At 53.6% G+C, this 20792-nt stretch carries 31 protein-coding genes; 1 reads left to right on the top strand and 30 read right to left on the bottom strand.

Annotation, left to right across the window (positions count from 1 at the left end; genetic code table 11):
- Positions 1-37 precede the first annotated feature (37 nt).
- From ACTO17_RS10690 to ACTO17_RS10550, 29 genes are all read right to left on the bottom strand, one after another.
- Positions 38-394, bottom strand: a complete 357-nt coding sequence (locus ACTO17_RS10690; protein ID WP_160281068.1) for an HNH endonuclease — start codon at positions 392-394, stop codon at positions 38-40.
- A 112-nt stretch (positions 395-506) separates the two neighbouring features.
- The gene (locus tag ACTO17_RS10685; protein ID WP_482557914.1) at positions 507-998 is read right to left on the bottom strand and encodes a hypothetical protein; all 492 of its coding nucleotides are present in this window, start codon (positions 996-998) and stop codon (positions 507-509) included.
- On the bottom strand, positions 991-2232 hold the full coding sequence (locus ACTO17_RS10680; protein ID WP_482557913.1) for an SNF2-related protein: 1242 nt from the start codon (positions 2230-2232) through the stop codon (positions 991-993). The genes ACTO17_RS10685 and ACTO17_RS10680 overlap by 8 nt, the downstream gene beginning before the upstream one ends.
- Positions 2233-2367: 135 nt before the next feature.
- On the bottom strand, positions 2368-2874 hold the full coding sequence (locus ACTO17_RS10675; protein ID WP_160280995.1) for an HNH endonuclease: 507 nt from the start codon (positions 2872-2874) through the stop codon (positions 2368-2370).
- Complete coding sequence (locus ACTO17_RS10670) at positions 2852-3136, bottom strand: VRR-NUC domain-containing protein (protein ID WP_482557912.1); 285 nt, start codon at positions 3134-3136, stop codon at positions 2852-2854. Before ACTO17_RS10670 ends, ACTO17_RS10675 begins: the two co-directional genes overlap by 23 nt.
- A gap of 173 nt (positions 3137-3309) precedes the next feature.
- Positions 3310-5550 (bottom strand): phage/plasmid primase, P4 family, encoded by a 2241-nt coding sequence (locus ACTO17_RS10665; RefSeq protein WP_482557911.1) that lies wholly within the window; start codon positions 5548-5550, stop codon positions 3310-3312.
- Between the two features lie 5 nt (positions 5551-5555).
- Positions 5556-5978: a DUF7768 domain-containing protein gene (locus ACTO17_RS10660; protein WP_482557910.1), complete on the bottom strand. Its 423-nt coding sequence runs from the start codon at positions 5976-5978 to the stop codon at positions 5556-5558.
- Entirely contained in the window at positions 5959-6150 is a 192-nt protein-coding gene (locus ACTO17_RS10655; protein WP_160280991.1) for a hypothetical protein, read from the bottom strand. The genes ACTO17_RS10660 and ACTO17_RS10655 overlap by 20 nt, the downstream gene beginning before the upstream one ends.
- Before the next feature lie 45 nt (positions 6151-6195).
- A complete protein-coding gene (locus ACTO17_RS10650; RefSeq protein ID WP_482557909.1) occupies positions 6196-8124 on the bottom strand; it encodes a DNA polymerase in 1929 nt (642 codons plus the stop codon).
- A gap of 92 nt (positions 8125-8216) precedes the next feature.
- The gene (locus tag ACTO17_RS10645; protein WP_160280989.1) at positions 8217-8789 is read right to left on the bottom strand and encodes a DUF2815 family protein; all 573 of its coding nucleotides are present in this window, start codon (positions 8787-8789) and stop codon (positions 8217-8219) included.
- 12 nt (positions 8790-8801) lie between these two features.
- Positions 8802-9923 (bottom strand): DUF2800 domain-containing protein, encoded by a 1122-nt coding sequence (locus ACTO17_RS10640; RefSeq protein WP_482557908.1) that lies wholly within the window; start codon positions 9921-9923, stop codon positions 8802-8804.
- Positions 9923-10261 (bottom strand): DNA ligase, encoded by a 339-nt coding sequence (locus ACTO17_RS10635; protein ID WP_302595728.1) that lies wholly within the window; start codon positions 10259-10261, stop codon positions 9923-9925. The genes ACTO17_RS10640 and ACTO17_RS10635 overlap by 1 nt, the downstream gene beginning before the upstream one ends.
- Positions 10249-10470: a hypothetical protein gene (locus ACTO17_RS10630; protein WP_482557907.1), complete on the bottom strand. Its 222-nt coding sequence runs from the start codon at positions 10468-10470 to the stop codon at positions 10249-10251. Before ACTO17_RS10630 ends, ACTO17_RS10635 begins: the two co-directional genes overlap by 13 nt.
- A gap of 72 nt (positions 10471-10542) precedes the next feature.
- Entirely contained in the window at positions 10543-11355 is an 813-nt protein-coding gene (locus ACTO17_RS10625) for a sigma-70 family RNA polymerase sigma factor (protein WP_482557906.1), read from the bottom strand.
- Positions 11356-11518: 163 nt separating this feature from the next.
- The gene (locus ACTO17_RS10620; protein WP_160280984.1) at positions 11519-11704 is read right to left on the bottom strand and encodes a hypothetical protein; all 186 of its coding nucleotides are present in this window, start codon (positions 11702-11704) and stop codon (positions 11519-11521) included.
- A 15-nt stretch (positions 11705-11719) separates the two neighbouring features.
- Positions 11720-12511, bottom strand: coding sequence for a helix-turn-helix domain-containing protein (locus ACTO17_RS10615; protein WP_160280983.1), 792 nt, complete (start codon positions 12509-12511; stop codon positions 11720-11722).
- 193 nt (positions 12512-12704) lie between these two features.
- The gene (locus tag ACTO17_RS10610) at positions 12705-13028 is read right to left on the bottom strand and encodes a hypothetical protein (protein WP_482557905.1); all 324 of its coding nucleotides are present in this window, start codon (positions 13026-13028) and stop codon (positions 12705-12707) included.
- Positions 13021-13308, bottom strand: a complete 288-nt coding sequence (locus tag ACTO17_RS10605; RefSeq protein ID WP_160280981.1) for a hypothetical protein — start codon at positions 13306-13308, stop codon at positions 13021-13023. The genes ACTO17_RS10610 and ACTO17_RS10605 overlap by 8 nt, the downstream gene beginning before the upstream one ends.
- The gene (locus ACTO17_RS10600; RefSeq protein ID WP_482557904.1) at positions 13305-14261 is read right to left on the bottom strand and encodes a ParB N-terminal domain-containing protein; all 957 of its coding nucleotides are present in this window, start codon (positions 14259-14261) and stop codon (positions 13305-13307) included. The genes ACTO17_RS10605 and ACTO17_RS10600 overlap by 4 nt, the downstream gene beginning before the upstream one ends.
- Complete coding sequence (locus ACTO17_RS10595; protein WP_482557903.1) at positions 14251-15063, bottom strand: ParA family protein; 813 nt, start codon at positions 15061-15063, stop codon at positions 14251-14253. Before ACTO17_RS10595 ends, ACTO17_RS10600 begins: the two co-directional genes overlap by 11 nt.
- The gene (locus ACTO17_RS10590; protein ID WP_120409407.1) at positions 15053-15364 is read right to left on the bottom strand and encodes a SymE family type I addiction module toxin; all 312 of its coding nucleotides are present in this window, start codon (positions 15362-15364) and stop codon (positions 15053-15055) included. Before ACTO17_RS10590 ends, ACTO17_RS10595 begins: the two co-directional genes overlap by 11 nt.
- A 157-nt stretch (positions 15365-15521) precedes the next feature.
- A complete protein-coding gene (locus tag ACTO17_RS10585) occupies positions 15522-15992 on the bottom strand; it encodes a hypothetical protein (protein ID WP_482557902.1) in 471 nt (156 codons plus the stop codon).
- The gene (locus ACTO17_RS10580) at positions 15989-16459 is read right to left on the bottom strand and encodes a PcfB family protein (protein WP_300830968.1); all 471 of its coding nucleotides are present in this window, start codon (positions 16457-16459) and stop codon (positions 15989-15991) included. Before ACTO17_RS10580 ends, ACTO17_RS10585 begins: the two co-directional genes overlap by 4 nt.
- Before the next feature lie 57 nt (positions 16460-16516).
- A complete protein-coding gene (locus ACTO17_RS10575; RefSeq protein ID WP_300830966.1) occupies positions 16517-17317 on the bottom strand; it encodes a hypothetical protein in 801 nt (266 codons plus the stop codon).
- 6 nt (positions 17318-17323) lie between these two features.
- On the bottom strand, positions 17324-17821 hold the full coding sequence (locus ACTO17_RS10570; protein WP_482557901.1) for a YodL domain-containing protein: 498 nt from the start codon (positions 17819-17821) through the stop codon (positions 17324-17326).
- Between the two features lie 218 nt (positions 17822-18039).
- Positions 18040-19158: a tyrosine-type recombinase/integrase gene (locus ACTO17_RS10565; RefSeq protein ID WP_482557900.1), complete on the bottom strand. Its 1119-nt coding sequence runs from the start codon at positions 19156-19158 to the stop codon at positions 18040-18042.
- A 73-nt stretch (positions 19159-19231) separates the two neighbouring features.
- Positions 19232-19381: a hypothetical protein gene (locus tag ACTO17_RS10560; protein ID WP_482557899.1), complete on the bottom strand. Its 150-nt coding sequence runs from the start codon at positions 19379-19381 to the stop codon at positions 19232-19234.
- Complete coding sequence (locus ACTO17_RS10555; protein ID WP_482557898.1) at positions 19378-19893, bottom strand: hypothetical protein; 516 nt, start codon at positions 19891-19893, stop codon at positions 19378-19380. Before ACTO17_RS10555 ends, ACTO17_RS10560 begins: the two co-directional genes overlap by 4 nt.
- 75 nt (positions 19894-19968) lie before the next feature.
- On the bottom strand, positions 19969-20136 hold the full coding sequence (locus tag ACTO17_RS10550; RefSeq protein ID WP_482557897.1) for a hypothetical protein: 168 nt from the start codon (positions 20134-20136) through the stop codon (positions 19969-19971).
- 224 nt (positions 20137-20360) lie between these two features.
- Here ACTO17_RS10550 and ACTO17_RS10545 point away from each other — a divergent pair, with 224 nt between their 5' ends.
- A complete protein-coding gene (locus ACTO17_RS10545; protein WP_147424683.1) occupies positions 20361-20540 on the top strand; it encodes a hypothetical protein in 180 nt (59 codons plus the stop codon).
- Positions 20541-20592: 52 nt separating this feature from the next.
- On the opposite strand, the gene ACTO17_RS10540 is transcribed toward ACTO17_RS10545, so the two are convergent.
- Positions 20593-20792, bottom strand: a 200-nt coding sequence (locus tag ACTO17_RS10540; RefSeq protein WP_482557896.1) for a hypothetical protein, incomplete at its 5' end; no start/stop codon positions are given.

Raw genomic sequence — 20792 nt, 5'->3', positions numbered from 1 at the left:
TTCCCCAGGGGAGGGGCCATGGAGATTTCCATCCCCCCTACCGGCCCCACCGGTCGCCGCGCTCCGCATGGATGCGCGAGTGACACGACTTGCACAATGAAATCAGGTTGCCTGCATCATGTGTGCCACCTTCACTCAGCGGTACCTTGTGGTGCACTTCCTCCACGGGCACGGCCGCACCCTTCTCCAGGCACTGCTCACAGAACGGATGCCGTGACGCATACCTGTCACGTATCCTCTTCCACGCCCTGCCGTACCGTTTCTTCGCCTCCGGGCTCCTCCCGTACTTCTCATACCTGCTGTTCATCACCCTGGCATGTTCCTCACAATACCTGCCATCCGTCAGTTCCGGGCATCCCGGATACCCGCATGGGTGCTTTGGTTTCCTCGGCATCTGCCCCGCCTCCTTCCAGGCATAGGAAAAGCCCGGCAGGACTTTCTCCCGTCGGGCTTCCCCGTTTTTCATTTTTGCCACTTTAACATTACCACACATACCCCTTTGACATCTACTGACATCCAGTGACAACTTCAGGAATCTTGATCTCCAGCAGCGCCCTGTCATGTATCCGGTACAGATGCCTTACATTGTACCCCATGTCCACGGCGATCTGCCCCCAGGTATGGAAGTTCAGGTACCTCTTCTCCAGAAGCGTCTGGAATTCCGGGTCATCCACCTGCCTGATCACTTTCATGATTTCCGTTTTCAGTCCCACTATCCTGTCAATGTCCGCATTGATCTCCGCCTGCAGGTCAACGATCCTTTCCACGGCATTGGCCATGGAGGACACCGCCCGGTCCGGGTTCCTGGGCATCCCGCTGATGGCACACCCGGCTTTCCTCGCCAGGTCATTCAAGGACTCCACCTGCTCAATCTTGCTGTTTATCCTCTGGTCCAGGTAATATGCCTGGGACAGATATTCCCTTGCTGTCATCCCGGCAGACCCTCTTCCATCCAATTCCCCGCCCTTTCCCGTGCTCACCTGTCCTGACTTACCCATACGCTCCCACCTCCGCTTTCACCGCATCGATCAATGCGGACTGCATGTTATCTTTTTCTGACAACGCCTTCATGATTCGCCCGTCTATGGTGCCATCCGTGATGATGTGCTGCACCACCACGGTCTCCGATGACTGCCCCTGCCGCCACAGCCTCGCCACTGTCTGCTGATATAATTCCAGTGACCAGGTAAGGCCGAACCACACAAGGGTGGAACCACCCGCCTGCAGGTTCAGGCCGTGCCCGGCAGATGCCGGATGGATCAGCGCCACTGGGATTTCCCCTGCATTCCATTTCCGGATGGTGGCATCCACGTCCAGCCTGTCATATGGGATTTTCAGCTTTTGGAGCCGCTCTGAAATCATCTCAAAGTCATGCCGGAACCAGTAAGCCACCAATACCGGCTTGCCGTTCGCTGCTTCAATGATGTCCTCCAGCGCATCCAGCTTCCTCTCATGGACGGAAACGGTCTCCCCTGTATCCGTATATATGGCCCCGTTCGCCATCTGCGACAGCTTCCCGGAAAGGGCCGCCGCATTGGCGGCTGTGATGTCCCCGTCCGGCAGCTGCAGGACAAGGTCTTTTTTCAGTTCCTCATATCTTTCCTGCTCCTTTTCGGAGAGGTACACCGTGTATCTGGAATTTACAAGCTCCGGCATCCGCAGGTGGTCAGTGGACTTCATGGAAATGGTGATGTCGGATATCCTGCCGTAAATCTGCTTCTCCGCACCCGGCAGCGGCTTATAGGAAAATACCACCTGCCCGTTCTGCTTATCCGGCCGGAAATAGGATGTCCGGTACTGCCCGATGAACCGCCCAAGCCTCTCCCCCATGTCCAGCAGCCGAAACTCCGCCCACAGGTCCATCAGCCCGTTGCTGGAAGGCGTCCCTGTCAGCCCCACGATGCGCTTCACCTTCGGCCTCACTTTCATCAGCGCCTTGAAGCGTTTTGTCTGGTGGTTCTTAAAGGATGACAGCTCATCGATCACCACCATGTCAAAATCAAAGGGGATGCCGCTCTCTGAAACCAGCCACTGCACGTTCTCACGGTTGATCAGGTAAATGTCCGCCTGCCGTCTCAATGCAGAAAGCCTCTCCGCCGCCGTGCCGACCGCCACGCTGTACCTCATCCCTTTCAGATGGTCCCATTTCTCCATCTCTGCTGGCCAGCTGAATGAAGCCACCCTGATGGGCGCTATCACAAGCACCTTATGGACCTCAAAGCTGTCAAACATCAGGTCATTCACCGCCGTCAGCGTTATCCCTGTCTTGCCCTCAACCCAAGCCCATATCCAACAGAACAGCCGCTATCGGATGGCTTTCAATATATTCGATCGCAAATTTCTGATAACTGTGTGGTACGAACTTCATCAGGCATCACCTCCCTCTGCATCCAATTTTTCAAGTTCTTTTATGAACCATCTGAACTCCGCATGAAATTTTGCATGGTCGCTTTGGGATTCAAATACCCTCAGATTTTCTGGCTTATTGTTACGCTTATTGCCATCAATATGATGAACAACCTCTTCTGGCAATAATGTCCTGCCAAGAATCTGTTCTGCAACAATACGGTGTTCATGCTTTCCATAACGTTTGGCATAGGTTCTCCCTTTGCCTGTATTCAAATGGATTTTTCTTAATTTTTCTCTGACCTCTGCGGTCATTCTCGTTTTATTTGTCACCTTGTTTATCCTTGTGAACGTAGCTGCAATATTGGTAAAGTCTTTCAGCGATGCATAACCGTCTGGATTTTTAGATTTACTGCTAAAATCCGCTAAACACTGCCTACAGCAGAAATGATGCTTCTTCCCCTTTAGGAAAGCTGAATCCCTCATGAATTCCTTCCCGCACCAGTCACACCGAATTTTTAATTTCATCAATCATCCCTCCAATCTGTGACTCATCATCCAAAACATACACCTTAAACCCCAGCTTCCGTAAAAGCCTGTGCCGTGCCAGCTGCAGGGGGCGGGGCTTTTTCCCCGGTGCCTTGACCTCCACAAACGCCATCTTCCCATCCGGGAGAAGTACGATTCTGTCAGGCACCCCATCAAAACCGGGCGATGCGAACTTTAATGCCAGACCACCTGCGGCCTTGACTGCCGCCCTGAATTTCTGCTCTATGGTCTTCTCTCTCATGCAATTGCCTCCAATCCCTTATTTTTCAAGCATTCCAGCCTTTTGGGTGCAGGTCGGTGCAAGTCGTACCTAAAACTCCTCTATAAGTGATTTTTTGCTGAAAAAACTGCCCTAAAGGGGGTTTATACCAAGACCTGCACCGACCTGCACCTTTCCCCAAAACATGGGCTTTCTCAGCCTTCAAAATCTTCCTCCTTTATCCGCAGCCCATACACGATAATGCCGACCTTTGCCTTCCTCCGGGAAAAGCCGGCAGACTCCAGCGCGTTATAAAAATCTGCCGTACTTCTGGTGTACTCACCCGTCCTCATACAGTAACTGCGGTATTCCTGGTACAGCACGCCGGACTTCTCCCGGTATGTCTTATCAGCCTCGCAGCACTCACACAGAAAATGCCCAAGCCAGTCATTGTCCTCCCTATACGCTTTGATGGCATCTTCCACGCATACAGGACAGGGGATATGAAAGTTCCTGCTGATTGCCTTTTTTGCACCTTCAATGATCCATGCCATGACAGCCGGTGCCGCCTCCGCCACAAGGAAATCCGCATAATTCTTCACATCCCCCGCCCCTTCAATTTTGGCATGGAAAGGAATCACAATCAGGCGCCGCCATGTCCCCGGGTCATTCGCGCCCACCCTTGGCAGGTGGTTGGTATAAAGCACCAGCGTATGGCTCGGCGTAAAAGAAAACGGATCCTTATACTTTTTCTCCGCAAAAATCTCATCCGTGGAACACATCTGCTTCACCACGGAAGTATTCAGCCTCATCCCCTCCTCCAGCTCGGCGGCAATAATAAGCCGCTTCCCCTTCGCCTCTGCAAGTTCCGGCTTCACATTCCGCTTGCACCCGACCGTGAGGGTATCTGCGGACATATTCCCGCTGTAGGTCCCAAGCACACGGGCAACCGTGTTCCAGAAGGTGGACTTCCCGTTCCTTCCCTCACCATAGGCAATGATCAGCGATTCCATATAGACGCGCCCCACCGCCGCCATGCCCACGATCTGCTGCACATAGTCAACCAGCTCCGCATCACCGCAGAAAATGGTCTCCAGGGAATCCAGCCACAGCTTCTCCCCCTTGTCACCGGGAGCTGCCGCCGTTATTTTTGTGATATAGTCCTCCGGGCTGTGGTCACGCTTCCCCTCCAGCCCGTCCGGGAGGTAATAGGTGCCGTCCGGCGTGTTCAGAAGGAACCCGTCTTTATCCAGGTCAGACACGCTGATCTCCAGCATAGGCTTCGCCGCCTGCAGTGCGGAAACCACATACTTCATGTCCCGCCGCTTCATCACGAACGCCTTATACGCCTGGGCGGACATATACGCAAGGTAGGCGTCCATCTGCCCGCCGCTTATTTTCTTCTCCAGCGACTTGCCGCCGGAGGTGATGGCCTCCTCCGATATGCCGGTATCCATGAGCGCCTGTTTCGTCCGGGCGATCTCATCCTTCGCATCCGCAAGCTGCAGGTCAAGGAACTCCTCCGCCGCTCCCACCGCCTGCTGCTTCGACTCCACCCAATACTGCCCGCAGAAACGCAGGTAATCCGTAGCCGCCGTATAGCGCAGCTCCACTCCGTACTCCCTGGTCAGCACCTTCGCCTGCCCGATGTCGGAATAATCGCCCGGCTTTAAGGACTCCCTCCCGAACTCGTCATTGTACGCATCCGGGGCGACATAGCCCTCCTGCCCCTGCACCTTTTCCGCAAACCGGCAGGCGCTCTGCCAGATCATGGCAAGCTCCGCATCCTCCAGAGGCGGATTGCACTTTCCCGCCTCTTCCATGAAGATTTCATGCGCCTTTTCCGTTGCCCCGTACCGTTTCACCACACGCCCCGCAAAATGGGACATGGTGGCGTTCCTCTGCCCCTGGGGTATCTCCCTGCCGCCCTGCGGCTTCACGATGCAGTCAATGGTGATCTCGCCCTCATGCCAGAGGATGGAATCTGCCGGATGCCCGAAAATGAAACGGGCAGAGTCCAGCGCCTTGGCGTCAAAGAACGGGAATTTCTGCTGTATGGCCTTCTTCAATGCCGCACACGCCTCCCCGTCAGTCACCGGGTCATGCGGAAAATATACATGGAACCTGGGCCTTGCAGACTTCCCCTCCTTCGGCTTCATGTTGTTCCGGCTCGGCACCACGGCAAACGCCACATCTGCCCCGACCTTTTCTTCCAGGTATTCCGGATGAATCCAGTCCTCCGGGTTGTCAGAATGGCTGTTGTCACAGTCCATCACATCCACATCGCAGGAGAGGAAATTATCCCCGCTCCTGCGGCAGTTCCGAAACTCCGCGCACACATGGTCAAACGCCACCACCTCCATGCAGTCATCCTCATTGTCAATGACCCGCCTGTTGGGATACAGGCTGTTCTTCGCGTTCCCCTTGCAGTTCGCCGTGTAAAATGTCATCCTCATGCCCTTCACACCTCCTCGCAGTCCTCCGTGAAATAACGGATGACCATATCCCGTTTCTCCGCTTTCTCAATCTCCGCCGCCATCCCCGTGGATATGGTGCTGCCGAACACCCACAGCTGGTCGCACTTCCCCAGGAGCACCAGCCCCGCGAATATGCCGACCGCCCGCTCCGCAGGCTTCCTGTCATCCAGGAACTGCGGGAACAGCAGATGCGGCGCAACAGGGATCGCGCCGTTCCCCACCGCAAACCTGCTGTACCGCCTGGCCTTCTGCACATTCCCCTCCATATCCCCGGCAAACGGGGAACATATATAGACAAGCGGCCTGTATGCCCGCTTCCCGGCCATCTCCTCCCTGCTGATCCCTTTCAATGCCTCATAAGTCGTGGGGTCAGGATACCCCTCGCTGTTATACCTTCCGATCCCCATGAACCATACCTCCATTCCGCCTGCGCTGTTCTTTCCGGACCGTATCCGCAGGCTTGTAAAACGGGCAGTCCCTCCCGCCAAAGTCATTGTCCTTCAAGCAGGTACAGACGCCGCCCCTGTTTGCGAAACAGTCCCCATGCATCCTGCACCTCTGCATTTCCGCCTTGCTCATCTTCTCTTCCTCCTGAAATCAATCTGACATCCCATGCGTCCCCGCCTAATCTTTCTGGTAAAAATCACACTCATATCCATCCGCCCGCAGCAGCAGCCCTTTGGCCCAGGGCGGCGTCCTGCCCATCTGTTCACAAACCGCAGGAAGGGACATCCTCCTGTCCGCCTCAATGATGACCTCATCATGCACATGGGCCACAATCGAACAGTTCCGCAAAGTCCTCATGGCATAGCACAGGATATCCCGGCTGACTGCCTGCACGATGTTCTCCACGAATTTAGGACCGTAGCTTTCCAGCCGCTCCCACTTCTTCGTGCCGCCCACGCCCATGTATGTGACGGACTCCCCGCCGAACTGGTTCTCCCCGATCCTTGGCTTCACATAGGCAAGCCGCCTCCCGGAAAAAAGCGTGATGAACAGCATCCCTCCCTGGTAATCAAAGCGGATGCCGTGCGTCTCCGTCCCCGCCCTCATTTTGATGCATTCCTTCACGGCACGGTCAACCGCCCACCAGAACTCCGTGATGCATGGGTTGGAATCCCTCCACGCCGACACCAGCGGCTGCAGCTCTTCCTCCGCAAGCCCCATCTCCAGCGCGCCCATGGAGATCAGCGCGCCTACCGACCCGCCGTATCCAAGGGCCAGCTCCGCTATCTTCCCCTTCTGCCGCAGATGCCCGTTCACGCCGCGCTTCTCCACCGGGACATGGAACATCTGGCTTGCCGATGCGCAGTAAATGTCACCGCCGCCCTCGAACACTTTCAGCCGCCACCGCTCCCCGGCGATCCATGCAAGCACCCTCGCCTCAATCGCTGAAAAATCCGCCACAATGAACTTCCTGCCGTCCTGCGGCACAAAAGCCGTGCGGATAAGTTCCGAAAGCACCTCCGGCACGGAATCATATAAAATTTCCAGTGCTTCAAAATCACCGCACCTCACAAGCTCCCTCGCCTGCGCCAAATCAGGCATTGTGTTTTTATACAGGTTTTGCAGCTGGATGATGCGCCCAGAGAACCGCCCCGTCCTGTTGGCACCATAGAAGGCAAACATCCCGTGCGCACGGCTGTCCGCACACACCGCGTTCTCCATCGCCTGGTATTTCTTTACAGAAGATTTGGCCAGCTGCTGCCGGAGTGCCAAAACCTTCCGCAAAGGCTCCTCCGCATCTTTCATCAGCTCCGCTACAGCCTTTTTATCAAGGGAATCCGTTTCCACCCCATTCTCCGAAAGCCACTGTTTCATCTGCTGAACGGAATTTGGGTTCTCCAGTCCTGTCAGTTCCTTCATTGCCGCCGACAGTTCCGCCTTGGAACGCCCGTCTATGGCAATCGCATTCCTGACCATCTCCATATCCACACCGATGCCCCGGTCATTTATCTCCTGGTCCTGCTGGTATTCCTCCCACACAAAATCCGGCACAGGGTATCTGGAAAGCCTCTGCTGTATCTGCATCTCCGCCTCCACATCACGCAGGTTATAGGCTTTGAACCGCTCCCACTTCTCCCTGTCATGCCCCGGCAGGTTCCGCGTCCGGCCGCCGTTTGCTTTGGTCTGCTTGCAAGGGACACAGAAATACCGGATCAGGTCTTTCCCCTCAGACAGCTTCTGCTTCTCCAGCCCAAGCACCGCGCCTACATCCTCCAATGACCGCGGAAGGCCAAGATAAGCCGCCCACACCATCGTGCAGCGCCAGCTCCCAGGCTCAAACCATGTGCCGAAATAATTTGACAGCGAAACACGCTCGAAATTGTTATTGTAGCTCCACTTGATGACAGAATCATCCGAAAGCGCCGCCACGATATCCGCTGGGATTTCCTCCCCCTGGCATAAGTCAACCACATGCACATCCCCACCATCCACGCTGTATCCGAACAGAAGGATGTCAAAATCCGGGGATGAGGCATACCGGTAAACGCCGCATTTGGATAAATCCACAGACGAAAACGACTCTATGTCAATATTGATAGACTCCATTCCCACCAGCTCCTTTCACCGCCTTAAGGGCAGCAGGGAAAAGGCAGATGCCCGTTCCCCGCCACCCGGCGGCCATATTTCTGTTTATCTGGTCATGACAGGAAATCCTCATCATCCCCGTCTCCGTCCGCAAAGTCATCCTCCGCACGTGACCTGCCGCCCAGCGGCTCCCCGTCACGGAGCTTCTGCAGGTTGTTCAGCCCGCAGGCGATCCCTTTATTTCCGTTGGAATTGAAAGCATAGAAATTGATGCTCGCCCTGCCATATACGCCGCTGTACACCTCGGAATGGTCAAGGATCGGCTGGCGGTCTGCATCCACGATACCGGGAGCCGTGGAGCTGTTGGCATTGACAAAATAGGAATCCGCATAGGCTTCATCATCCGGGCGCTCCGTATCCCCGTCACGCAGCGGGGTCTTCAAGACGGAAAGCGCCGGGACGCTCCTGCCGTTTCCTTTCAGTTTCGCCTCGCCCTCACGGTATGCCGCCTCAATCGCCGCCTCGATCTTCGCAATGGTCTTCTTATCCGACTTCGGGATGATGAGCGACACGGAGAACTTAGGCGTGCCTCCATTGATTGATTTTGCTTCCCATGCGTTGCAGTAGCTCCACCGGGTATCAGGTCCAGTAATCACTTTTGTTGGATTGTTGACTGTGTTTGACATATGGTTTTCCTCCTAATCTTCCTTGAAATCTTCCTGCGCTGTGTTCAGTTCCGGCCTCTTGTCGCTCTCAGGCACCAGGGCCGGCTTGCCCTGCGGCTTCTCCACAAGCCCTTTCAATATCTCCGCAAATTTCTTCCTGCCCAGCAGCTTCTCCATGGCCGTGATGCCTAACAGCTTCGGCTCATACGGGTCATATCCCGCTTTCGATACGGTATCAGCCACCGCCTTTTCATCCGTGTACTTCCTGTTTGACCTTCCGGCCACAACCTTGAACCCGGCATACTTCACTCCAGAGAGCGCCTGCTGCAGTGCGAACTCCTTCACATCCGCCGCCCATGCCGCCAGCTCATCCGCTTTCACGAGGATCGCCGCGATCTCGTCTTCCTCCAGCGTTGCGGGCATCTCAAAATCGTACTTCGCAAGCTCCAGGTTGTACTCCGCCCGCTTCCTGCAGACCGCCTTCGCACGGCAGAAACGGCAGTGCTCCCCGGCTCGGAACTCACCCTCACCTGCATAGGCCAGCGCCGCCCTTTCCTTGAGCTCGCCCTCCGCCCACCGCAGAAGGTCCTCCTTCGCCATGGCCCACACGCTCACGTTCTCCCGGCGCGGCTGATAGATCGCCATGCGCACGGAATCAATGTCATAGATGCCGTCAAACAGCTCCAGCGCGCCCAGTGCGTACAGCATCATCTGGGGGTTCCCCTCCGCGGAGACCTCCACGCCCGTGCCGTGCTTGTAGTCGATGACGTACAGCGTCCCGTCCGCGATGACCAGGCAGTCCCCGGTGCCGAACCCCTCCTCCACATACCGGGAGAAGTCCAGCCGCTGCTCGACCAGCACCGCCGGGTCCCTGCAGGCTTTCTTCGCCTCCTCCACCAGCGAAAGGACATACTCCGCATACCCGCAGGCGCATTCCTCCATCTCCTCGTCATAGAAGGAAAGCCCCTCTGTCGGGTCTGTGGTCTCCATGCCCAGCAGGGCTTTCAGTTTGTGCTCGCAGAGGCTGTGGGCATCCGTGCCCTGCTGTGCGTATTCGCTGCCCGTGTCCTCATAACCCTCGCAGAGCCTTGCCGACGGCGGGCAGGCAAGCCACCGGTGGCTGGAAGACGCAGACAATAAAGCGTGCCTACCCATCACAGCACCTCCACGTCCGCAACCAGGGCCGCATACTCCGAAGGGTCGATCCCGGACAGCTTATCCGCCCCATGCTTTGCAAGCAGCTCCCTGACCTCCGCCGTGAAGCCCGCCCTGGACTTCTCCGCCAGGAGCGCCCTGACTTCCGTGAGGGAATACTGCTTCTCCGGTCCGGACGTTTTCCCCGCAGATTCCTTCTTCCCCGGCTTCTCCACGGCTTCCTTCTTTTCGCCTGAACCGGACAGAACCTCTGCCAGTTCCTCTGCGATGCACACCAGGCTCTCCCCGCACTTTTTCAGTTCCCGGAGCACCCTGTCCAGTTCACTCATCTTTGACATGCCGCACACCCTCCTTCCCTGACTTCCTTGATGTCAACCGATTCCACGGTCTGCCCCGGCGCTAAAAGGTACACCTGGGTGAAATCCCCGAACAGGAACCTCACAAGCCTTGCCGGGAGCTTCATGTCCGCGCCCTTCAGCACGTTCCTCTTCCTGCCGCCGGAATCCGAAACATTGATGACGACCTTGTGCTTTAATGCCATCGCCATTACCTCTCTTTCTGTGGGAATCTCCTTCCCCCCACACCCCAGTCCGCGGAAAGCAGTGCTTTTAAAACCATTTCAGAATTTTTTTTCAAGTTTTTTCAGGCATTCCTTTTTCAGGGCGGCTTCCAGCTTTTTCAGCCTCTTGCTGACCGCCATCTGGGAGATCCCGAACTCCTTCGCAATCTCCGCCTGGGCGGCATCCTCCATGTAATACCTCTGGTAAAGCCTCTGCGAATCCCCATCCATTTCCTCCACGCACTCATGCAGGAGTTCCTTCAGCGGGTCTGCCTCTTCCTGCGCCGCCCTGTCCACTGCCTCCTTCATATACCGGCTGTCATCCGCCATGCCGCTGCCGTCCTCCCCCGTAAGGCTGTCCAGCGACAGCACCCAGTTCTTCGGCGGCTCCTCATCCGGATGCCGCTCCCTCCACTGCCTGGCCGCCTCCTCCTGCCATTTCTGGATGCCCGGCTTCCCTGTACTCAGGTTGTTCCTGACCTCGCTGTCATCCATCCGGTGCAGCAGGCTGACCGTCTCCGCCCTGTACTCTTCCGCGCTGATGCGGAACTTCTCCCCCGTCACGGACTCATAGCAATAGCTGACCCTCCGGCTCATGGGCGTCTTCCTGAACCTCATCTTCATGTCCTGCCTCCTTCCCCGGCCAAGAGGCAGCAAAGGCAGGACAGGCCCATGATCCAGGCCATGGCATCCGCAGCACAGCACAAAAAGAGCGCAGGAAAGCAGGGATGCCTGCATCCGGCTTCCCACAGCCGCCTTTATCGCGGCTGCAAGAAGCCCGGTATGTCGTATCCCGCCCCACTGCGCACATGCGGCCGGTATGAATTTTTTATCCCGGGTACCTCCCTGGATACCCATCAGGACGGACATCATCCGATATCCGCCCTGATCCGTAACCAGGCTCTTTCCTTGGAAACAAAAAAAGCCGGAGCCATACCCTGAAACAGGGAGAGTACAAAAATACTCTCTCTGCTGTCAGGATCATGGCTCCGGCGGTCGGTAACTCAGTATATCGGATCCGGTTGCTCGGTAGCTCTTACCCTACTGCATTCTTTTCCAAAAACTCATTTATCTGCTTCTGTACGTCCTCTGAATCCACAAAGGCGCTCCCCTTTATGTTCTGGGTGAAATACCTGTGGATCACGCCCTTCTCGTCAGCTTCCACGTCAAAGACCCTCTGCTTCTTCGGTAGTTTCCGGTTATAGATCGGTATATGCCACATACTGTGCCTCCTTCCTTAATTGAACGGCAGTTCCTCGTCCCCGTCCATCATGTAAAGGTCAATGATGCCCTTCACTTCGTCATTGATGCCAAGGTTGGAATCCGCATCAACGATCACTTTATACAGGTTCTGTATCTGCCTGGAAATCTCGCCGCATACAAAATCACTGCAGCCCAAAGGCTTTACGCTCCCCCCGTTAACCAGATAGACTTCAAACTGGTCATATCCTATTTCCATGTTTGCTATTTCATTATCCACCTTCATGATGTACAGCTCCGCATCAGAAGGGGAAAGAGCCGCATGAAACCCATCTCCCGCAATCAGCGTATCCCCTTCCGGAAAAAACCTGCTGCAGTAGCATGGAGTCAGATAAAACTTGCCCTCTCCACCCGCCGGGGTTTCCGTTACCGTAAACAAAGGATGCCGCACATACGCCTCACCACTCAGGTCATAGCCGCATTCTAAATTCAAAAGCTGCTTTTTGGTCTCCTTCTCCCACTGCAATTCCCCAGACAGCGTTTTTTTTATGAGCCTGTCCAGAAATTTCAGCATGTACTTCTCGTTGGAGCTCAGCCCCTCATACTCCGAATAGACCAGCATATCAATGGTAACGCCCAGAACCCTGGCGACAGCCACCAGCAGCTCAATGCTCGGCGAGGACGTGTTCTCCTCCTTGTTCAGCTTGGACAGATACCCCGTGCTCACGTTCGCTTCTTTCTCTAGGTCCCCTATCTTGACACCCTTTTCTTTCGCAATGGCGTATATTGCGGACATACATCTTCTCTTATCGAACTCCATTTTCCCCATGCTCGCACCACCTTTCTCCACAAAAATACCACTTACTGGATTATTTGTCAAGTCTATATTTATAATTGAATTATTATCCACGTTTGTGCTGTATAAATCCGACTCATATCCAATTACTCCAATTTATAAAATTTATCAGAATAAACTTCAAAAGACACAGGATAGTAGAACCCCTGTGCCTTATCCACGCCGCTCAACGCGCCTTTCCATTTGCCCTACTGGCCTCTTTCCGTCCGCCGCAGGCTCTGCCCTCCCTCACCTCAATCTGATACCTGTCATGCCCCTGTATGCTCTTCACCGCCTGCCGCAGGCTCCCCGCCCGGCCGTGCCTGTGGTATGGGTGGGATGCCCGGTGCTTGTGGAATATGATGCAGTTGCCCGGCTCCGGATACTCCGGGTTATGGATATACCAGACATGCCCGGTATTCTTCGACATGATGGTAACGTCATACGCATCCGCGCAGATGACCGAAAAATACGAACGGTCCAGGGACTCCAGCTCCTCCGTGCTAAACATCCGCAGCCTCCCTTCCAGCGCGCCCCATGTCAATCTTCCCCCTCAGGTAGGAATAGAAATTCCAGAGGTTAGCCGTGACCGGGAAGTCCCGCCTGTAGCAGAACCTCGTACAGTACCGCACCCCATGGCTGGCGCACCATCCGTAAATATCCTTCATCACCATCCGCTCCCCGGCCATGATCCTCTCTTCCAGGAAGGAGAACCACCTGCGCTCCCTTTCATCCTTAAGCAGCAGATAGAACCTCACATTGTAATACCGTATGACCGCGACCATCCTCATGCCCCCTTCCCCTCAAAATACTGCTCCAGTGCCGCCTCCAGGATGCCCTGCACGTCCTTCGCCGCCACATTGGTGAAATACCTGCTGTACAGCTTCGCGGGCAGCTTCACGCTCACCGGCTTCTCCGCATCCGTTTTCACCGGCCGGTCAACGCCCAGGATCTCCTGTGCCTTCCCTTCCGACAGGCTCCCCACCGCTTTCCGCAGCTCGCCCGCCTTGTCCGCTTTCAGCCGGATGCAGCTCTGGTCCATGACCTTCTTCACCGCCGCCTGCTCCTCCTCCGGCAGGTAGGACAACTCCACTGCCGACACCATGGTCAGGCTCCCGTCATCCAGCATGTCCTTGAACTCCGGGATGAGCTCCTTGCAACGGACATACCTTGCGACATGCCGCCCGGTCAGCCCCAGCTCCTTCCCCAAAAGCTCCCGGCTCTTCGCCTGCTGGTGGACATCATGTCCACCGCCCCCATTAAGCGCCTGCAGCTCCGTCAGTATCTCCTCCCGCTTCTTCGTGCCGCAGACCTTGTCATAGCGCTCCGCCAGGACCGCGATTCGTTCCGATATGCTCAGGTCATTGAAGGAGCGCTGGAGCATGTTGGTCTCTATCACATACACATACGCCTCTGCATCCGGCAGCCCCTCTTTCACAATGGCCGGTATCTCCTTAAGCCCCGCAAGCCTGGCCGCATTCAGACGGTTATGCCCTGCCAGCATCTCATATCCCCCGGGAGCCGTGCGGACAATGGCCGGGACCAGGACGCCATGCTCCCGGACGCTCTCCACCATGTCGTCCAGCCGCTCCCCTTCGTACAGATGGAACGGATGGTTATGGAACGGCTTTATGCTCTCCACCGGGAGCATCTGCACTCCCTTCCCCGCTGCCGCAGGCTCCCCGCCTGTCAGCATGTCCACTGCATCATTGAACACTTTCCTTTTCGGTGCATTAGCCTTCATCCGCGATCACCTCCTTCGCCAGGTCCTGGTATGCCGCACACGCCCCGCTCTCCGGCGCATACTCCAAAAGCGGCTTGCTGTAATAGACGGACTCCCCCACCTTGACGGTGCTCGGTATCCTGCTCCCAAATATCCGTATCTGCCCCTGGAATGTCTCTGACACCTGCTCCGTGATGACCTTGCAGAGGTTCGTCCTCGCATCGCACATGGTCAGCAGGATGCCCTCCACCTGCAGGGCGGGGTTGATGCGGCTCCTGATCTTGCCTACCGTTTTCAGGAAATCCTGTAGCCCCATCATCGCCAGGAGCTGGGGATTGACGGTGATGATCACGCCGTCCGCCGCCGAAAGCGCGTTGATGGTCAGGCTCCCCAGCGAAGGGCAGGTATCCACCAGTATGTAATCATATCTTTCCTTCAAAGGCTCCAGAATCCCGGACAGCATCCGCTCCGCCCCCATCTCCAGCCTCAGCTTTGCTTCCACCACGGACAGCATGATGGATGAGGGGATAAAATCCACGCCGTTCCTGCTCTGGATATACTCCGATGCATCGGGAAGTTCTTCGTCCTCAATCCTGTGCATCATTAGATGCCCGACTGTCACCGGCACTGCCGCCGTGTCCTCAATCCCGAAGCAGGTGGAGAGGTTCGCCTGGCTGTCAAAATCAACAGTCAGAACCTTCTTCCCTTCCTTTGCCAGCGCATATGCGAGATTGAACGTTGATGTGGTCTTCGCCACGCCGCCCTTCTCCGAACCTAATATTATGATCTTTCCCATATTTTCTTCTCCTCTCTTATGCTCCATACTGTGCTCGCCGCTCTGCCACAAACCTTGCGCGGATATCCTCTTTCTCCGCCTCAAAACGCATTTTCAGCTTCCTTGTCTCCGCCTCCATGAAAGCCCTCTCCGCTTCCAGCTCTTCCTCCCTGGCCTTATCCAACAGGATGACCAGCTTCCCGTCCTCGCACTGCACCTTTATCAGCGACCCGATTTCAAACCCTATTTCTTTCAGCCACTGCCCGCTAAGCTTAATTTCCGGCGCCGGCTTACGATTATATCCCGGCTGCCTGCACACTTTAATGTTCCTTGTCTTTTTATCTGCCATATGGAAATTCCTCCTGATTTGATAGATACCAGGCTCTTCCCTTGGGCAAAGGAAGATGCCCGGATGATGATGTGGGCGGAGAACCCGGCGCCGTTGTTTCCCCCGCCAGTTACTAAAAGGACTAAACCTGTGCGGCTCCCTGATTTCTGTCAGCTGTTCAGCTTAGTCCTATAATAACGCTATCACCCACAACCAGCACGTTTTTATTCCTGGCATGGGCTGGGTTCTTCGTCCTGCCCTCCAGCATCAGCCCTTCGGTCTGCGTCAGGATGATGTTGCTCTCCGGCTTCGGCGCCATAAAGGGGGCAATATCTGACTTGTTCCCCCACCTGGCGCTGCCGTATTCCTCATTCTTCCGGTATTTCTTGGCGTCTTTTCCCCTCACATAGACAGCGATCCTCACAGCCGCCGCGCCGCAAAGCCCTGCCAGCCAGTCAATCCCTGCCCCCGGCCACATACTCTGAAAGGCCAGGGAAAACCCTTCCGCAAGGCCTAACATTTTCTGCGAGGCGTCCGCTCCGGGGGCAAGACGCACCGCCTGCCCTAGCTTGGCAAACACCAGAAGGAACAAAAGATAGGGAAGATGGAGGATCACCTGCTTTTTCAGTGTGTCCTTGTCTATTTTCAACGCTCCGGCCCTCCGTGTTCCTTATTCTTCACCCGGTCACGGCCAAGCGCCTGCGCCAGCTCCTTAAACTTATGAAGCTGGGAAAGAAGCGACGGCCTGGCGCTGCGGGCAAGGTCCCTTTGGGTGTATTCCTTGAAAGCCGCCGTCAGCGCATCCGCCTGGTTCGCCTTGAAATAGACCGTCCACTTCGGGGGAGCAGTCCCCAGTTCTTTTTCAATATGGTACCGCACCTCATGTTTCCGGGCTATGCGCTCAAAAGAGCGAATCCGGCCGGTTACTTCAATGGTGTTGGCCCCGCCGTCCCTTCCGGAAAGCCGCTTCATGCTGTTCCTGCCGACTTTCGGGGTGGTGCGTTCCTGCTCCATCTTCCTTAACACGGCGGCAACCGCAGACCGTAGCACCCGCCCGGACAGTTTTGCCGCCTGAATGGAAACCGAAACGGTCCGCTGTTCCAGATCTTCCTGCATAAGCATCCTCCTTCCTGATAAAATCAAATCTGTAGTTACAAATGGGGAATAACTGCTTTACCGGGCGTCCCCGATCACCTGTTGGCGGGGTGAGCGTTCAAAGGCTTTTGCCGCCTGGTCCACCTGGATCTTCGCATGTTTCAGGAGCGTCTTGATGATGGTCGCCGGCTGATTGTGTTCCTCCAGGTGCGTCACCATATCCTTACAGCCCTCCGGGAGATATTCAGCCATATCTTTACAGGCATCGTCCAGGTCACCCATGAAGCCCCAGCAGCTATCCGACAGCTCGCCGTTTTTGTAAAGTTCAAAGCCGTAGCACTCGCCCCGCAGGTAGGAATCATAAGCGGCCACTTCGCTGCGCATCAGATCCTCCGCCTTTTTCCGAATGGCGCCGGTCATTTTTTCGCCGCCAAACTCCTTTAGAGCATCCTCTTTGGAAACATAAATCCATCCGACCTGCCCGCTGTCCCAGGGGTCATTGAAACTCGTGGTCTGCATGGCAAGGCCGCTGTGGTCCATCAGATAGAGGGGGAGCGTAATGTATTTTTCGGAGATCACCTTAAGCATGGCGTCATCAACCGCCCGTTCCTCCGTCTTTGGCCCGTGCCGGAACCGGCTGCTCACAATGTTTACCATGTGTTCATAGCGTTTCAGCCCCGCTTCATCATGCCCCACGGTATCTAAATACATCTCCCGCAGGAAATCGTCTTTATCCATGTAATTGTGGCTGTCACCCAGCGCATAGCGGGAATGGAAGCAGGCCATTGTCCCAAAATGTTCATCTACCTCACGGGGAGAGATTAAAATGTCGTCCGGCTGCACCATCAGCGCATACGGGCCTTCAACTGCCATCAGCATAAGCCATCAACTCCTTTCCGGTTCCCTGGGCTTTTTATCCGGCGCTTTCGGCTCCGTCTGTGCCGCCTGTTTCCTTGCGTTGTCAAGCTGTTCCCGCACGGAAACATCCCGCTTTGCCTCCGGTGTTCCTGCGCCGAAAAAATCAGGCAGCTCCTTAAAGCCGATACTGTCCACGTACCAGGCGGCATCCGCACCATTCCCATGCAGGACTACCACATCAGAAACGGAAAGGGAATGGCCCTTAAAATCTTCCGGGTGGTCCATATTGAACCGCCGGTAAATATCCTCCAGCGTTTCGCCTGGTTCCCGCTGCATGGCATAAACCATCCGGTAATTGTCCCGGTCCACGGAAAGCCCCCTGCTTTCCAGCCAGTCCAGGGACATAAAACGCAGGTTGTCTGTATTGTCCGATAAGTCAAGCTGGTAAATGGAATAAGCGCTGATCCCATACTCTTTTTCATAGGAAGAAATACGCTCCAGAAGCGGCGCCGTTTCTCCCTCCATGTGTTCATCATGTACATAAGCATAGGTTTTATCACTTTTTATCTTTATTTGTTGTTATCCTCTCTAAGTGCTGATTTTACAATGATTGTCCAACATTATTCATGCCTTTATTGCTTATCATATTTTGTCTTTATCCATGTATTGATTATTGGAATTAGGGGTAAGAATTGGGGTATTTGTGGGGTAACGAAAAGGGCGGTCACAATGCCGCCCCTCTGCTATAAAACTATTTTCAGATTGTCCATTTCCTTTTGTTTGGTATTCGGCAAAACGTGGCTGTACAAGTCCATTGTCATTGCAAGGCTGCTATGCCCTAAGATTGTTTTTAAGGTCTGCGGACTGCCGCCCTGTTCTATGTACCGTGTTGCAAATGTATCTCTCAAAGCGTGTACTGTAAAATCCTCTATCGGCTTGCCTTTTCCATCCAACCGGGCAAGTGCGCTTCTGATTGCCTTATTTACGATGCTATTATCTACCATCTTGCCATACACCGATACAAACACCCTATTTTCTTCCTTGTCTATCGGAATAACAACGCTCCGCTTCTTCCTCTGCCTTGCCAGTATGCCCCTGATAGTGTCATTCAATGGGATATCCCTTTTGCCAGATTCACTTTTGGGCGTTCCTGTAGTCCGTGTGTTATCCTCGTTGTATGTGGCTGTTTTTGTAACGTGGATTACATTCTGCTTATAGTCAATGTCACTCCATGTCAGGGCGGCGGCTTCGCCAAATCTCATTCCGGTACAGAGAAGAAAAGCCACGAACTCATAATAATAATCACTTGCCATCTCCTGCATGAACTCCTTCTGCTCCTGCTCCGTCAATGCCCTGTGGTAAGTTTCTGCCGCTTTTGCGTTGACTTCCTTTAAGGCTTTTATGCCCTCTGCCGGATTCTTCATGATGATTTCATCCATTACCGCATCTTTCAGGACGATTTTAAGGATTTTCATAATATTGTTGCACGTCCTGATAGACAATTCGCCCTCTGACAAATCTTTCTGGAAAGACAATACCTGTCTGCGCTCAATCTTCTGAAGCTTCACATTCCCCAGGCATGGGGAAATATGCCCTTTGTAATATGTTGCATACCATTTAAGGGTATTTCCCTTTATGCTCCCTCTCTTTCCGTTCAGCCATTCATCAAAATATCCATCCAGTGTAATGTTGCGGTTATCCGTGTATATCCCGGCTTCAATCTTTTTCCTGACATCCTGCTCTTTCTGTGAAATCTCCTTTGCGTTCTTTCCGTAAATGCTGTACCGCTTGCCATCTATGGTAAATCGCTTTTCCAGTGTGCCGTCCGCACGTTTCCTTGTGCCTGCTCCCAGTCTTGCCACAATAAGCACCGCCTTTCTATAATGCGGGATAGGGCGGCAGGCATATAAGCCGCTGCCCACTCCCTTATATCCGTTACCTGAAAATCCATACTGCTGCCTGAATCACATTCCCGGCCAGTGAGATGATAAGTGCAATCCTGCAAATGATAAGCCGCTTTTTCATGCCCCAAATAATCTCCGTTGCAAGGTTCATTCCCTCTTTTTTCTTTGCTCTTAATCTCATGATAACTGCCCCTCCCATTTCAGCTTTCCACTTCCCAACAGATAACCCATAAAGTAGATATATGCCTGATCTGTACTCCATTCCTTAAACTTGTAATGTCCTTTATCTGCTAAATATGACATAGCTTTCAGCAGTTCATCACAATAGGGGATTGACGGCTTATTCATGGTTTTTTCAATAATCGGGAAATACTCCTGCGCTATCTGTTCAGCGACTTTCTCACGTCCTTTTTTCAAATATGCGCTGTGCGCTTCCTGAATCTCGTTGTATACCGCAAAACCGTACTTGTTGTAAATGCTTTCCGCTGTCCTATAATTCAGGATTCTTTTTTCACTTTCTATCAGAGTGACAAACCGCTTAACCTCGCTTTCTTTCAGGTTGTTGTAATAGAGGGTGTCCTTATTACTCCATATTGCAAGCCGGTACTCTGTTACTGGAATCTTTTCACAATACAGAACGTGCATTTGCATAGCGTCCGGCAGTTCGTCAAATGTGCATTTTTTAATATTCATTGCCATTTCCTCTCTTTACTCTGAGCAGGGGAAATGTTATAATTCCCACATACCCTATTTTGCAATGTTATCGGGCTACTCGCTCCTATCGGTATTCGTGGTACTGGTAGGAGCATTTTTCTTGTAGCGGCTCTGTATTTCATCAGCCATTTTCATAATCTCGTTGTGTCGCTCCATAAACTCCGGGCTGTTCACTCCAAGACGCTTTTCCTCTGCGGCTGTCAGTGCCGCCATATCTTCCATTGATAGCAGATTACCACCTCCCATATTTTTTGTTTGGCTGTCAGATAGCCAGATAAGAAGTGTATTTATCACAAGAAAAGTGATAGATATGCTTTGATTGCGCATAGGTTGCACAACCATTATACAACTATATCATGCTATAACAGTTGTGTCAAGTATGAATCACCTTGATTTTTCCGTTATGTTATGATAATATAAATTCAAAAAGAAAAGGCGGTGATTATATGGCAATCTCTGATTCAAAACAAAGAATGTCTTTAGTGATAGAAAAAAACGATAAAGCAATTTTGGAAGACATAGCAAAAGAGAATGACCGTTCTGTAAATTATGTAATAAATCAGGCAATAAAGGAATTTATAAAAAAAAGTTCATTTAATAACCAAAAGCCGGAATTACAGAAATAACTACTATGTCCCCTATACCCCTCTATCTGCCTCATATCGGGCTTGTACTGCCTTACATGATAGAAATACTGTCTATGCCGTTAAAATGCGAAATAGGGGCTTGTGGCGTGTTTCTATGGGTATTCTGAAAAGTGGAATCACCTGATAAGAGACTTAACTTGACCCACAAGTAATCATGGATATTTATCTGTTCCCATGCTATACTAAAGAAAAAGGGGCGATCCAAATGACGGCTGAATGCAGGAATTGGCA

This window comes from Petralouisia sp. (assembly GCF_056822245.1).
This window is presented reverse-complemented; position numbering and strand designations above follow the sequence as displayed.

Coding starts and splice junctions, on each gene's coding strand:
- ACTO17_RS10560 (WP_482557899.1), bottom strand. CDS start 19,381: ATGAGATTAAGAGCAAAGAAAAAAGAGGGAATGAACCTTGCAACGGAG.
- ACTO17_RS10545 (WP_147424683.1), top strand. CDS start 20,361: ATGGCAATCTCTGATTCAAAACAAAGAATGTCTTTAGTGATAGAAAAA.
- ACTO17_RS10645 (WP_160280989.1), bottom strand. CDS start 8,789: ATGTCAAACACAGTCAACAATCCAACAAAAGTGATTACTGGACCTGAT.
- ACTO17_RS10655 (WP_160280991.1), bottom strand. CDS start 6,150: ATGAGCAAGGCGGAAATGCAGAGGTGCAGGATGCATGGGGACTGTTTC.
- ACTO17_RS10685 (WP_482557914.1), bottom strand. CDS start 998: ATGGGTAAGTCAGGACAGGTGAGCACGGGAAAGGGCGGGGAATTGGAT.
- ACTO17_RS10620 (WP_160280984.1), bottom strand. CDS start 11,704: ATGTGGCATATACCGATCTATAACCGGAAACTACCGAAGAAGCAGAGG.
- ACTO17_RS10550 (WP_482557897.1), bottom strand. CDS start 20,136: ATGGAAGATATGGCGGCACTGACAGCCGCAGAGGAAAAGCGTCTTGGA.
- ACTO17_RS10670 (WP_482557912.1), bottom strand. CDS start 3,136: ATGAGAGAGAAGACCATAGAGCAGAAATTCAGGGCGGCAGTCAAGGCC.
- ACTO17_RS10635 (WP_302595728.1), bottom strand. CDS start 10,261: ATGTCAAAGATGAGTGAACTGGACAGGGTGCTCCGGGAACTGAAAAAG.
- ACTO17_RS10610 (WP_482557905.1), bottom strand. CDS start 13,028: ATGTTTAGCACGGAGGAGCTGGAGTCCCTGGACCGTTCGTATTTTTCG.
- ACTO17_RS10650 (WP_482557909.1), bottom strand. CDS start 8,124: ATGGAGTCTATCAATATTGACATAGAGTCGTTTTCGTCTGTGGATTTA.
- ACTO17_RS10595 (WP_482557903.1), bottom strand. CDS start 15,063: ATGGAGCATAAGAGAGGAGAAGAAAATATGGGAAAGATCATAATATTA.
- ACTO17_RS10675 (WP_160280995.1), bottom strand. CDS start 2,874: ATGAAATTAAAAATTCGGTGTGACTGGTGCGGGAAGGAATTCATGAGG.
- ACTO17_RS10575 (WP_300830966.1), bottom strand. CDS start 17,317: ATGCTGATGGCAGTTGAAGGCCCGTATGCGCTGATGGTGCAGCCGGAC.
- ACTO17_RS10660 (WP_482557910.1), bottom strand. CDS start 5,978: ATGGGGATCGGAAGGTATAACAGCGAGGGGTATCCTGACCCCACGACT.
- ACTO17_RS10580 (WP_300830968.1), bottom strand. CDS start 16,459: ATGCAGGAAGATCTGGAACAGCGGACCGTTTCGGTTTCCATTCAGGCG.
- ACTO17_RS10640 (WP_482557908.1), bottom strand. CDS start 9,923: ATGGGTAGGCACGCTTTATTGTCTGCGTCTTCCAGCCACCGGTGGCTT.
- ACTO17_RS10625 (WP_482557906.1), bottom strand. CDS start 11,355: ATGATGTCCGTCCTGATGGGTATCCAGGGAGGTACCCGGGATAAAAAA.
- ACTO17_RS10555 (WP_482557898.1), bottom strand. CDS start 19,893: ATGAATATTAAAAAATGCACATTTGACGAACTGCCGGACGCTATGCAA.
- ACTO17_RS10590 (WP_120409407.1), bottom strand. CDS start 15,364: ATGGCAGATAAAAAGACAAGGAACATTAAAGTGTGCAGGCAGCCGGGA.
- ACTO17_RS10570 (WP_482557901.1), bottom strand. CDS start 17,821: ATGGAGGGAGAAACGGCGCCGCTTCTGGAGCGTATTTCTTCCTATGAA.
- ACTO17_RS10680 (WP_482557913.1), bottom strand. CDS start 2,232: ATGTTTGACAGCTTTGAGGTCCATAAGGTGCTTGTGATAGCGCCCATC.
- ACTO17_RS10600 (WP_482557904.1), bottom strand. CDS start 14,261: ATGAAGGCTAATGCACCGAAAAGGAAAGTGTTCAATGATGCAGTGGAC.
- ACTO17_RS10690 (WP_160281068.1), bottom strand. CDS start 394: ATGCCGAGGAAACCAAAGCACCCATGCGGGTATCCGGGATGCCCGGAA.
- ACTO17_RS10615 (WP_160280983.1), bottom strand. CDS start 12,511: ATGGGGAAAATGGAGTTCGATAAGAGAAGATGTATGTCCGCAATATAC.
- ACTO17_RS10605 (WP_160280981.1), bottom strand. CDS start 13,308: ATGAGGATGGTCGCGGTCATACGGTATTACAATGTGAGGTTCTATCTG.
- ACTO17_RS10630 (WP_482557907.1), bottom strand. CDS start 10,470: ATGGCGATGGCATTAAAGCACAAGGTCGTCATCAATGTTTCGGATTCC.
- ACTO17_RS10665 (WP_482557911.1), bottom strand. CDS start 5,550: ATGAGGATGACATTTTACACGGCGAACTGCAAGGGGAACGCGAAGAAC.